The organism is Rhodococcus sp. 4CII (assembly GCF_014256275.1).
Lineage (GTDB): Bacteria > Actinomycetota > Actinomycetes > Mycobacteriales > Mycobacteriaceae > Rhodococcus_F > Rhodococcus_F wratislaviensis_A.
In genome coordinates, this window is record NZ_JACCFE010000002.1 from 4908983 (window position 1) to 4921363 (window position 12381).

Consider the following 12381-nt stretch of genomic DNA (forward strand, 5'->3'; position numbering starts at 1 on the left):
ACCAGTACGATTCAGAACGTGACGAGCGGATGGGCGGGACGCTTCCGAGGGAGAGCCCGGAACGACGACTCGGCTCGTCGCGCCCACGACACGATGGTCGCAGCGTTTCTCGACATGGACAACCGGCAGAGCATTGCCGCCGCGGCCGTGGACGCGTCCGGGCAGCTCTCCCCCGAACGCGGAATCCGGCGGGCGTGGGAGCCGGTGCGCGACGGCTGCTACCAGGCCGCGACGTCGTATCTGGCGGCCGAAGACCAGTTCGGCGACGACCCCTCGCCGGCGGCGACCGCAGCCTTCGAGCAGGTGACGCGGCAGCTGGTGGGCGCGACGCAGACGCTCGACGAGTTCTATCGCACACACCGCGGGCATCTCGAGGAGTCGACCGCGATGCTGGCGGCCGTTCCGCAACTCGCCCAGCAGGCCCTTCAGGTCGCCGCGGCCGCGCAGCAGCGCGCGCAGACCGAGGGCGCCGCGTACGCGGGGTACCCGTCGATGCGGGAGCGGGATGCGGCACTCGACGCCGCGGTCGTGGCGCTGCAGGGCGCGCGGGGAGCCAACCCGATCCGGGACGCGGCGGCGCGGGTTCGGGAGGAGTCGGCGGCGCTCGAGAAGGCGCTGGCCGCCGCGCCGTCCAAGGAGCGGGACGCAGCGCACGCGGTGTCGTCGGTGACGACGAGGATCGCCGCGGTGCAGACGCGGGCCGAACGGCTCGCGCCCGCGTATTCGGCGCTGCTGCGCGAGTTCAACGCGGCCAGTTCGGCCGACCTCGTTCACAACGACCGCGAGAGCCGCAGGCACATCGAGCAGGCGGAAACCGATCTCGCGCAGGCTCGAAACGCGCTGACCGGGGGAAACCCGGAGGGTGCGCTCGACCTGACCGCCGCGGCGCGGACCCACCTGGTCGACGCCGAGGCGAGCGTGGACGGCGTCACCGATCGCCTGTTGTTGCTGCGGGAGGTCCGGGAAAACCCGCGGGCGAAGGAAGACGAGATCAGATTTCGCCTCCGCGACGCCCAGATGTTGGCTGTCAATCGCGGGCTCGTGCGGGAATGGGGGTCGGTGCTCGACGCTCAGCTCGAGCGGATCGACCGAATTGCAGGGACACTGACCGGCAGGCATCCGGACTACTGGGCATACGTCACCCAGCTCGATGCCGTATCGGTGTTCATTGCCGAGGTGGTTCAGAAGATGAGAGGACACACAGGGCAGCGATGACACGGGGGGACGATGAGCATTAGCGAAGATCTGTCGACGGCGGTGCCGCGTGTGCGGCAGGTGCGGCACTTTCACCATCTCGATCCCGAGACGCACGGGCGGCTGTTCCTGCACGCGCCGCAGGCGCTCGGGCCGGACGAGGATCGTGCGGTGCTGGCCGTCGCGCTGGGCGCGACGCTGTACGTGCCGGCGACGAGGCCGGACCTCGCGGAGACGATCCTTCGCCGGTCCGGTGACGGTGTGTGTTCGATGGTCCTGGACCTCGAAGACGCGGTGGCTGATGACCAGGTGGAACCGGCGCTGCTCAACGCCGTCGACGCGCTGGACCGGCTCGCGGTCGACGGCGGCGCGCGGATGCAGCTGTTCGTGCGGGTGCGGGCGGCCGAGGATCTCCGGCGGATCGCCGACCTGCTGACCACCGGCGTCGACGTGTTGTCCGGGTTCGTGATTCCGAAGTTCGGCAGTGCGACGGGACGCGAGTTCCTCGACGAGTTGGCTGCGGCGTCGGAACGACTCGGCAAGCACCTGTACGCGATGCCCGTGCTCGAGTCGCCGATGCTGGTGCACCGGGAGACCCGGGACGACGAACTCGCGAAGATCGGCGCACTGCTCGTCGAACACCGCGAGCGGATCCTCGCCGTGCGCATCGGCGCCACCGACATGTGTGCCACGTTCGGCATCCGCCGCGACCGCGACCTGACGATCTACGACGTGCGGGTGGTGGCGGACGCGATCGCCGGCATCGTCAACTTCCTGGGGCGCGCCGACGATGCGGGGCACGTCATCACCGGTCCGGTGTGGGAGTACTTCGCCGATCACGAGCGGATGTTCCGGCCCACCCTGCGCGCCACGCCGTTCGAGGAGCACAACGAGGTGCGTTTCCGTCAGCAGCTGGTCAGCCGGGATCTGGACGGTCTGCTCCGGGAGATCGCCCTCGACCGCGCCAACGGCATCCAGGGCAAGACGGTCATCCACCCGACCCACGTCGCGGCGGTACATGCCCTGTCCGCGGTCACGCACGAGGAATACCACGACGCCGTCGACATTCTCGGCGCGGAGAGTGCCGGCGGCGTCCAGGCGTCGGGGTACCGCAACAAGATGAACGAAATGCGCCCGCACCGCAGCTGGGCCGAGAAGACGCTCGTCCGGGCGAAGGTGTTCGGCGTGACAAACGAGGGAATCACGTTCGTGGATCTACTGACCGCACTGGCCGTCCGATGAGCTCACCCATCGCCGTGCGCGCGGTGCCGTGGGCCACGGAACATCTCGGGTTGACGCTCGCCCACGTGGATTCGGGCTCGGGGGTGACCGTCCCCGAACTCGTCGAGCCCGGACTGCGGCGCAACCCGCGGCGCGCGCATCTGCTCGTCTCGACGGTCCTCGGCAAGCACGTGCCCGCCGACCCGGGTGCCGTGATCGCGGCCGGCGACCGTCTCGGTGAACTGGTCGCCGGGGTACTCGGACCGGACGCAGATCCCGTCGTGCTCGGATTCGCGGAGACCGCAACGGGTCTGGGTCATTGTGTCGCAACCCGGTTGCGCGCCCGGTGTTACCTGCACTCGACGCGCCGGGACGTCCCCGAGATCGAGACGTCCGCCGGGTTCGAGGAGGGTCACTCGCACGCGACCAGTCATCAGCTGCAGCCGACGTCCGTCGAGTTGTTCACGGGCGATCGCCCTCTCGTCCTCGTGGACGACGAGATCTCCACCGGTGCCACCGCGGTCGACGCGATCCGCGCGCTGCACCGGCAGAACCCCCGCAGCCGGTACGTCGTGGCGTCCCTCGTCGACATGCGTGAGCAGTCCCACCGCGACGCCGTCGACGCCGCCGCGACCGAATTGGGTGTGCAGATCGACAGCGTGAGCGTGGCGTCGGGGCGCACCGAGCTTCCGGACGGGCTGATCGATCGCGTCGCCGCCCTACCGGACCCGGTTCTCAACCCGGTCGGCGAGCGGAACGGGACCGTCGAGCGCGTCGACATGGTCTGGCCCGCAGCGGTTCCGGAGGGTGGGCGGCACGGATTCCTGCGGGAGGATGCCGAGCACTTCGACGTGGCCGTCGCGTCTGCGGCCGCGGCGCTCGGCGATCGACTCGACCCGCAGCGCCCGGTGATCGTCGTCGGGCACGAAGAGCTGATGTATCTGCCGCTGCGCATCTCGGACGCGCTGTCCGCGGCCGGCTTCCGGGTGCGATTCCAGACGACGACGCGTTCACCCGCGTACGTCCTCGACGAGCCGGGGTACCCGCTGCGCCGCGGATTCCGTTTCACGGCTCCCGAGGCCGGGGAGGACCAGCCGCGTTTCTTGTACAACGCGCAGTGGCCGGACGAGGACGAGGACGCGGTCGTGGTCGCGGTGATCGATTCGCCCGCCGACACCGACCGGCTCACCGCATCCGGTGGTCTCCTCGACGTCCTCACGGCGTCGGGAACGGACGTGGTCCTCGGCGTGGTGTCCGGAGCCGACCCGCGGGCGCTGCGGGCCGCCCGGGTGGGAGCGACGTCGTGACGGCGCCACTGACCGGCCCGGCGTTCGGTTCGTACGCCGCCGACGAGGTGGCATGGCTGCTCAAGGACCTGTCGCACGTCGACCTCGAAGCCGATGTCGCCGAGCGGGAGCGCCGCATCCAGTCGGGCGACGCCCACTATGCGGAGACTCTGCCCGTCGAGTACCAGCCCGACGCGGAGTACCGCGAGCTGTTCGAGAAGGTGCTGCAGGACAGTGCCATTCGGTTGGCGCGTGCGGTCGGAACGGTCACCGACCTCGTACTGGCCGAGCGGGGCCGCGACGTCACCCTCGTCTCTCTGGCCCGGGCGGGGACGCCGGTGGGTGTGCTCATGCGCCGCTGGGCGCGCGAGGTCCACGGGCTGACGCTGCCGCACTACGCCGTGTCGATCGTCCGGGACCGGGGGATCGACGCGGTCGCGCTCGACTACCTTGCGCGGCGTCACGACCCGGCGAACGTGGTCTTCGTCGACGGCTGGACGGGCAAGGGCGCCATCGCCCGCGAGCTGTCGCAGGCGCTGGCCGACTACCGCGCGGCCGGTGGAGCGGAATTCGACGGCGACCTCGCGGTCCTCGCGGATCCCGGGCACTGCGTCCGCACGTTCGGTACCCGCGACGACTTCCTGATTGCGTCCGCGTGCCTGAACTCGACCGTGTCGGGTCTGGTGTCGCGGACGGTCCTCAACGACACGCTGATCGGGCCCGGCGACTTCCACGGCGCCAAGTTCTACGCGCACCTGGCGGGCGAGGACGTGTCGAATCACCTCCTCGACTCCGTCGGTGCCTCCTTCGACGACGTGCGCGGGTACGTTCCCGGCGACGTCGAGGTCCTGCAGCGGTCGGACCGGACCCCGACGTGGGAGGGCTGGACGTCCGTCGAAGCGGTCCGGGAGCAGTACGGCATCCGGAGCGTGAACTTCGTGAAACCGGGCGTCGGCGAGACCACCCGCGTGTTGCTGCGGCGGGTGCCGTGGCGGGTGCTCGTCCGCGACCTGGACGCCCCCGAGCACGCGCACATCCGGCTGCTCGCCGCCGCGCGTTCGGTTCCCGTCGAAGAGGTTCCCGGCCTGGCGTATTCGTGCATGGGCCTGATCAAGGATGTGAGATGACCGCGTTGATCGCGACCGACCTCGACCGGACCATGATCTACTCGCGCGGGGCCATGGAACTCGCCGTCGCCGAGAGCGACGTGGCCGGGCGGCCCGGCGACGAGGACCTGCTGTGCGTCGAGGTGTACGACGGCAAACCGCTGTCCTACGTCACGTCGGCGGCGGAGGCCATGCTGCGGGAGCTCACCGCGGCGGCCGTCGTCGTGCCCACCACCACGCGCACCGTCGCGCAGTTCCAGCGCATCGACCTGCCGGGGGCGCCGTGGCGGTATGCGATCACCACCAACGGCGGGAACATCCTCGTCGACGGTGTACCCGACAAAGCGTGGCGGTCGGGCGTCGACATCGCGATGGCCGACGGCGGAGCGTCCCTGGTGGAGGTCGGCGCCGAGCTGAGTCGCCGCGTCGACGAGAGCTGGGTTCGCTCGTCCCGGGTGGCCGACGACCTGTTCTCCTACCTGGTCGTGGATCTCGACGCGATGCCGGCGGGCTTCGTCGAGGAGTGGAACGACTGGTGCGTCGACCGCGGATGGGGAGCGTCCCGGCAGGGACGCAAGATCTACACGATGCCCGACGCGGTGTGCAAGAGCCGAGCCGTCGCGGAGGTCCGTTCGCGGCTCGTCGAAGACGGCGTGCTCGAGCCGGAAGCGGCAGTGCTGGCGGCGGGGGACGGGGCCCTCGACGCCAACATGCTCAGTGCCGCCGACGCCGCCATCCGTCCCCGGCACGGCGAACTGGAAACGCTCGACTGGCAGCATCCGACGCTGTCGGTCACCGGAAGCAGCGGGATCGCCGCCGGTGAGGAGATCCTGCGCTGGTTCGCGGACCGCGTCGCGCGGGGTGCGGGGACGACGGCGGCCGGCGCTCTTTTGTAGGTTGTAGGCAAACAGACCAAACGGGACAAACCCGACGCTCCCACAGTGAAGGAATCACCGCAGTGTCCATTCCGCTAGCCAAGGGTCAGAACGGCCCGCTGAGCGTCGACGACGTCATCGTCTCCCTCGAACTGACGGCCGCCGCCGACCTGTCCGCGTTGCTCGTCACCGACTCGGGGAAGGTCCGCTCGGACGCCGACTTCGTCTTCTTCAACCAGCCGACCGGTCCCGGGGTGCAACTCGTCCCCGGAGCGACCGGCCAGGCGGCGTCGCTGAAGGTCTCGCTCGGCGCGGTGCCCGCCGACATCGCCCAGGTGCGCGCGGTCATCACCCTCGACGACGCCGCCAGCAACTTCGGCCGCTTCGCACCGCCCACGGCACGGGTCGCCGACGGATCCGGAAACTTCCTGTACGAGTACAAGATCGAGGGTCTGAACTCCGAGTCGATCGTCATCGCGCTCGAGCTGTACCGACGCCAGGGTGCGTGGAAGGTCCGGGCCGTCGGGCAGGGTTACGCCGGCGGATTCGCCGCGCTCGTCACCGATCACGGTGTGTCCGTCGACGACGCACCCGCACCCGCCCCCGCGCCCACCCCCGCCCCAGCCCCCGTCCAGCAGCCGCCCGCACCGGCACCGGCCTACTCGCCGCCGGCCGCACCGGTCCCGCCCACCGCGTCGCCCGCCCCCGCCGCTCCGGCTGCTCCGGCCGAGGTCAGTCTCACCAAGTCGCGCCCGGTCAGCCTCACCAAGGGCCAGAAGGTCACGCTCCGTAAGGACGGTGGCGTCGCGCTGACGTACATCCAGATGGGACTCGGCTGGGATCCGATCGAGAAGCGCGGCATGTTCGGAAACCGTTCCGCGAACGTCGACCTCGACGCGTCGGCGGTTCTGTTCGCGGACGACAACATGGTCGACGTCGCCTACTACGGGCAGCTGACGTCGAAGGACGGGTCGATCCGGCACCAGGGCGACAACCTCACCGGTGAGGGCGCGGGCGACGACGAGGTGATCCTCGTGGATCTCACGCGCATTCCGCCGCACGTGTCGACCATCGTGTTCATCGTGACGTCGTACCGCGGGCACACGTTCGAGCAGGTGAAAAACGCCTTCTGCCGCCTGGTGGACACCACGTCGAACGCGGAACTCGCCCGGTTCACCCTGCAGGGCGGGATGCCGTTCACGGGAATGGTGATGGCGAAGGTGTACCGGGTGGGCGGCGAATGGAAGCTGCAGGCCATCGGTGAGGGCATCCAGGCCAAGCACGCCGGTGAGGCCGCGCCTCAACTCGGCCGCTTCCTCGGCGTCTAGGAGCGGCGGTGACGGTCCACCTCGTCGCGGGGCAGAACACCCCGCTGCCGTCGCGTGTACTGCGTTTCCGCGCGGTCGATGCGACGCCGATCGACGTCTCCGCACTGATCGTGGACGGCGATCCCCGCACGCTGTCGTCCGACCATTTCGTGTTCTACAACCAGCCGCGCGCCGCCGGGGTGGAACTCGACCCGGACGGCACGATCGGGCTGCGACTGGACGGAGTGGACCCCGCCGCGGCTGCCGTGCTGTGCGTGGTCAGCGTGGATTCGGCGTCCCCGGGTGGTCCGGCCACGCTTTGCCGGCAGGGCCTTTCCGTCACTCTCACCGATGAAAACGGCTATCCCCTGGTCGTTTTCGACGTTCCCCTGGTCGGTTCCGAGGCGGCCGCGATCTGCCTCGAGATCTACCGCCGCGGCACCGAATGGAAGGTGCGCGCCGTCGGGCAGGGATACGACGGCGGCCTCGCCGAACTGATCACCCGGCACGGCGTCGAGGTGGACGAGCCGGCACCCGCTGGGGTCGAGCAGATTCCGGCGGTGCCCGGGCCCGCAGGCATCCCGCTCGATCCGGCACACTCGTTCGAGCGAGCGTGGATGATCCTCGAGGACGCGGCCCGGTCTGCGGCGTCGTTCCGGTCCTCGCGCGAGTACGCGCAGGCGAGGCTCGACGACGAACTGTCCGCGTCGGTGGCCGACCCGTCCACACGCAACAGTCCGGCGGTCGTGGAGGCGCAGGCCGCCGCGCAGGAGCGCAGCGATGCCCTTGTCGCCGAGGCGCAGCGCAAATTCGACGGTGAGACCACACAACTGGCCGACGAACTGCGCGCCATCGACCCCCTGCTGCCGCGGTCGCTGGCCACCTTCGAATCCGCTGCCTGGACGAACCCGGTTCCGAGTAGTGCAGCGGCGGACGGACTGCGGCTCGGTGAGTTGTCCGCCCCCGATCTCGGTGAGCTGCGGGTGCCGTTCTGCGTCCACTACCCGCCCGGTCGTCCGCTGTGGGTCGTCGGCGACCCGGCGGAGGCCGCACCGGTGGTCGCGGCGCTGGCGGTACGCACGCTGGTGGCCTCGCCGGGAATGGCACCGCGGTTGGCCGTCATCGACCTCAGCGGCTCCCTGCGCACGCTCACCGAACCCCTCGGCGCCGTGCTGGATTCGCCCGTCGTGACGTCGGCCTCCGACGTCACCGCCCGACTCACCGCGCTGTCCGAGAGCGTCGACCTCGCAGAAATGGCGGCCCGCAGCGGAATCCGAGACAGCATTCCCGAGCCGCGGCTGGTGATTCTGGGCGACTTCCCCCACGGTTACGGCGCCGAAGACGCCGCACGCATCGTGCACCTCGCCGATCACGGTCCCGCGGTCGGAACGTCGCTGATCATCGTCGGCGACAGCGCCGGAGCCGCTTCGGATCCGGGAGTCGCGGTGCTCGAACGCATCGCCCAGCAGATTCCGGCATCGGGCATCCTCACCGTCTCCGACCCGTGGACGGGCAACGACTGGATCCTCACCCCCGACCGGCTACCCGACCACCCCCTGCACCGCGCCTCGGTGCTGGATTCTCTGACCGGGCAGTGAGTCTCCCGTCACTCGTCGGGCAGTTCGACGCCCAGTTCGCGGGCCTTCGTGGCGACGGCGTCGGGGAAGACGTTGCGGAACAGGAACAGGTCGTGCCCGATCACCCAGCCGGGTGCGAGTTCGGTGGCGTACCGCTCGAAGTAGCCGAGTTGCTTGCCGAACAGGACGAGCTCCTCGGGGCTGGCGACGCCCCACCTCTTGCCGATGCCGATCAGCGCCATGATGAGTTCGCTGAGCCGCAGTTCGCCGAGGTCCCGGCCCAGGATGGGCGCGAGCGCTGCCGCCACCTGGAGTCCGATCTCGTCGTCGGTGGCGTCGTTGTCCTGCGCGTAGCCGAGGCTGCGGATGCCGCGGGCCATGCGGGAGAAGTCACCGTCGATGAGGGTCGCGTAGAACATGTCGCGCAGGATCTGCCGCCACGACTCGGGCAGCTCACCGACGATGCCGAAATCGAGCATCGCGATGCGGCCGTCGTCGAGGACCCACAGGTTGCCGGCGTGCACGTCGCCGTGGAACGGGCCGTGGAGGATGACGGACTCGATCCACACCTTGACGCCGCGCCGGATCAGCATGCGGGTGTCCATGTGGACGAGATCGGGGAACCGGTCGAGGGGCAGGCCGTACATGCGTTCCATGCAGATGACGTGCGGACCGCAGTAGTCCCAGTACACCTCGGGTGTGGTGACGCCCTTGTTGTCGCCGAACGCCCCGATGTTCGTCCTGAACCGGGCCTGCCGGTCGGCCTCCACCGCGCTGTTGAGTTCGGTCATCGTGGCCGCGTGGAGGTCGCGGATGATGGCGGTCGCGTTGGCGATACGGAAGAACTCGAACAGTTTCTCGAGGATGCGCGCACCCCAATACGCGGTGCGCAGGTCCACCACCATGCGACGGAAGATGTCGGGGCGTTGAACCTTGATGACGGCTTCCCTGCCGTCGGGGAGTACGCATCCGTGCACCTGCGCGACGGATGCGGCGGCGAGGGGGACGTCGTCGAACGACGCGAACAGCGTGTCGACGGGATGCCCCAAATCAGCCTCGATCACCCGGCGGGCGTCGCGTGCGGGCACCGGTGGAACGTCGTCGAGACATCGCAGGCAGGCGTTGGCCAGCGGGGCGGGGAACACGCCGGAGGACGACGCCATCAGCTGCCCGACCTTGACGAACGTCGGGCCCAGCACCTCGAAACCGTTGACCAGGCCCTCCGACGCCGCGTCCGCAAGGGTGCGGCCACGACGTCGGACCGGCCAGGTGACCAGCGCGAACAGTGTGTAGGCGACGACGACCACGCCGATGACCAGTGCCCGCCACAGTTCGGCGGCGCGGAAATGATCGAGGGAAGCGGTATGCACGGTCAGGGCTGCAGGTGGCGGCCCCGAAGCGTACGGGCCGACCGGACGTGCCGTTGGCTCTTGCACAGTTCCTACCTTGCGTTCAGTCCTGCCTGCCGTTCAGAAGGGGACCATACCCCGACCGTCTCGGCGAACCCCTTTCAGTATGCGGTACCGGTCATCACACCATTTCGTTAGCGGAGCTCAGAGTCCCAGCGCGCCTGCGAGTTCCCGCAGGGCCGGCACCGGATCGTCGCCGGCGGGGAGCACCTGGATGGCGACGTGATCGGCGCCCGCGTCCAGATGTTCCCGGAGGCGCCCTGCGACGTACTGCGCGTCGCCGTGGGCCGCGAGCGCGTCGATCAGTTCGTCGCTGCCGCCGTTCTCGATCTGCTCGTCGGTGTACCCGAGCCGCTTCAGGTTGTTGACGTAATTGCGGAGATGCAGGTACGGATTCTCGACAGCCGCACGTCCGATCGGGCGTGCCCGCTCCGCGTCGGTGTCCAGCACGACCTTCTGTTCCGGTGCGAGCACCGGCCCCTGCCCGAGGAGCTCACGGGCTTCCTTCGTGTGCTGCGGAGTGGTCAGGTACGGGTGGGCGCCGGCGGCACGGGCCGCGGAGAGTTCGAGAACCTTCGGTCCGAGCGCCGCGAGAACCCGTCGGCCGGCCGGGACGCCGGCAGCGTCGAGGACGTCGAGGTACTCGACGAGCGCGGCGTACGGCTTGCTGTAGTTCAGTCCGGGCTGCTCGGGATGGCCGACGCCGATGCCGAGGAGGAAGCGCCCCGGATGGCGGTCCTCGAGCCGGTGGAACGATGTCGCGATCTCCTCGGCGGGTGCGGTCCAGATGTTGACGATGCCGGTCGCGACGGTGATCGTCGATGTCGCGTCGAGCAGCCGTTCGGCGACCTCGAGGTCGGCCGGCGGGGAGCCGCCGATCCAGATCGCGCCGTAACCTGCCGATTCGATCGCCGCACCCACTTCGGGTGCCAATCCGCCGGCGTGACGCCAGACGCCGAAACGTCCGAGCTGCGGGGTTTCTTTCTTGGTCTCCGTCATGTGGCGTGCAACCTTCCCTTGTGGTCATTCATTCCGGTATCTCAGATCTGATGGAGCCAGGGGCGCTGCGTGAGTCCGACCAGCAGACATGGCTCGACGCCATCGGCCGATTCCGCCGTCGCACGTCATCCTGCAGAACGATATCGGCTACCGCGGGCGAGGACGATCGGTCAGCTGCCGGGCGCCCGGTACTCGGCGTCCCGGCGGACTGCGTCGTCGACCTGCTCCGGGGTCAGCAGCGCCACCGATTCGGACCTCGCCGCGCCGGAGGCCGAGGTGCGGATGCCGAGTGCGGCGGCCGCGACGTCGTCGGGCACGTCGCCGATCACGAACAGATCCCGGCCACCCAGTGCGAAGTAGCAGGATTCGACTGTGCCACCGACACTTTCGACCATCTGTGTGATCGCGTCGCGTCGTGCGGTGCCACCTTCTGCGAGCAGCCCTTTCGCGCCGTCGGGTGAGTACGTGACCTGCCAGAGGTATCTCGGCATCGGTGCCTCCTCGATTGTGGTGTCCTCTCATGGTTCTCCCGGGACGGGCCACATGCAATAGGTTCCGGCGCTAGGGTCGGAGGATGGGGCAGGCCCGAGTCGGCATCTCCGGCTGGACGTATCCGGGGTGGCGGGGTGACTTCTACCCGGACGGTCTGGCGCATCGCAAGGAGTTGGCCTACGCCGCGGGACGATTGACGTCGATCGAGATCAACGGTTCGTTCTACTCGTTGCAACGCCCCACGAGCTACGCGAAGTGGCGTGACGAGACCCCGGAGAATTTCGTGTTCGCCGTCAAGGGCGGGCGCTACATCACCCACATGAAGAGGCTGGTCGGCGCGGAGACGGCACTCGCCAATTTCTTCGCGTCCGGGGTGCTCGCGCTGGGTCCCAAACTCGGACCGCTGCTGTGGCAACTGCCCCCGACGCTCGCGTTCGATTCGACGAGTCTCGCAACATTCTTCGACCAGTTGCCGCGCACCACCACCGAGGCCGCGGCGCTCGCGTCGCGGCACGATGACAAACTCAGCGACGACAGGGCATGGACCGACACGGACGCCGATCGGCCGGTGCGTCATGCGCTCGAGGTTCGTCACCCCAGCTTCGACACGGACGAGGCGAGGGAATTGCTCCGCGCGCACGACGTGGCGTTCGTCCTCGCGGACACCGCAGGCCGGTACCCGTACGTGGACGCGGCGACGAGCGATTTCGTTTATCTGCGACTGCACGGCGACAAGGAGTTGTATGCCAGCGGTTACACCGACGAGGCCCTCGACGAGTGGGCGCGCACGATCGAACGTCGGCTCGGGCAGGGGCTCGACTGCTTCGCCTTCTTCGACAACGACATGAAGGGGTACGCCCCGTTCGACGCGCTGCGGTTGATCGAGCGGCTGGGCTGACTGTCGGTGCTCCGTGG

At 69.2% G+C, this 12381-nt stretch carries 11 protein-coding genes; 8 read left to right on the forward strand and 3 right to left on the reverse strand.

From position 1 onward, the window contains the following. The first annotated feature begins 93 nt into the window (after positions 1-93). From H0B43_RS23440 to H0B43_RS23470, 7 genes are all read left to right on the forward strand, one after another. On the forward strand, positions 94-1215 hold the full coding sequence (locus H0B43_RS23440) for a hypothetical protein (protein WP_185729821.1): 1122 nt from the start codon (positions 94-96) through the stop codon (positions 1213-1215). A gap of 12 nt (positions 1216-1227) precedes the next feature. After that, on the forward strand, positions 1228-2436 hold the full coding sequence (locus tag H0B43_RS23445) for an HpcH/HpaI aldolase/citrate lyase family protein (RefSeq protein ID WP_185725761.1): 1209 nt from the start codon (positions 1228-1230) through the stop codon (positions 2434-2436). Beyond that, positions 2433-3722 carry a phosphoribosyltransferase family protein gene (locus H0B43_RS23450; protein WP_185725760.1) on the forward strand — a complete coding sequence of 430 codons (1290 nt, stop codon included), beginning with the start codon at positions 2433-2435 and terminating at the stop codon, positions 3720-3722. Before H0B43_RS23445 ends, H0B43_RS23450 begins: the two co-directional genes overlap by 4 nt. Further along, on the forward strand, positions 3719-4828 hold the full coding sequence (locus H0B43_RS23455; RefSeq protein ID WP_185725759.1) for a cysteine protease StiP family protein: 1110 nt from the start codon (positions 3719-3721) through the stop codon (positions 4826-4828). Before H0B43_RS23450 ends, H0B43_RS23455 begins: the two co-directional genes overlap by 4 nt. Next, a complete protein-coding gene (locus H0B43_RS23460) occupies positions 4825-5703 on the forward strand; it encodes an HAD family hydrolase (protein ID WP_185725758.1) in 879 nt (292 codons plus the stop codon). Before H0B43_RS23455 ends, H0B43_RS23460 begins: the two co-directional genes overlap by 4 nt. 62 nt (positions 5704-5765) lie before the next feature. Next, positions 5766-7010 (forward strand): TerD family protein, encoded by a 1245-nt coding sequence (locus H0B43_RS23465; RefSeq protein WP_185725757.1) that lies wholly within the window; start codon positions 5766-5768, stop codon positions 7008-7010. Positions 7011-7018: 8 nt separating this feature from the next. Next, positions 7019-8587 carry a TerD family protein gene (locus H0B43_RS23470; protein WP_185725756.1) on the forward strand — a complete coding sequence of 523 codons (1569 nt, stop codon included), beginning with the start codon at positions 7019-7021 and terminating at the stop codon, positions 8585-8587. Between the two features lie 8 nt (positions 8588-8595). Here H0B43_RS23470 and H0B43_RS23475 read toward each other — a convergent pair whose 3' ends face one another. The 3 genes from H0B43_RS23475 to H0B43_RS23485 form a co-directional block, all read right to left on the reverse strand. After that, the gene (locus H0B43_RS23475) at positions 8596-10002 is read right to left on the reverse strand and encodes an AarF/ABC1/UbiB kinase family protein (protein ID WP_185725755.1); all 1407 of its coding nucleotides are present in this window, start codon (positions 10000-10002) and stop codon (positions 8596-8598) included. Between the two features lie 117 nt (positions 10003-10119). After that, positions 10120-10974: an LLM class F420-dependent oxidoreductase gene (locus tag H0B43_RS23480; protein WP_185725754.1), complete on the reverse strand. Its 855-nt coding sequence runs from the start codon at positions 10972-10974 to the stop codon at positions 10120-10122. 170 nt (positions 10975-11144) lie between these two features. Continuing rightward, a complete protein-coding gene (locus H0B43_RS23485) occupies positions 11145-11465 on the reverse strand; it encodes a GYD domain-containing protein (protein WP_185725753.1) in 321 nt (106 codons plus the stop codon). Between the two features lie 83 nt (positions 11466-11548). Between H0B43_RS23485 and H0B43_RS23490 the strand changes: the two genes are divergently transcribed. Then, positions 11549-12364, forward strand: a complete 816-nt coding sequence (locus H0B43_RS23490; RefSeq protein ID WP_185725752.1) for a DUF72 domain-containing protein — start codon at positions 11549-11551, stop codon at positions 12362-12364. Positions 12365-12381: the final 17 nt, after the last annotated feature.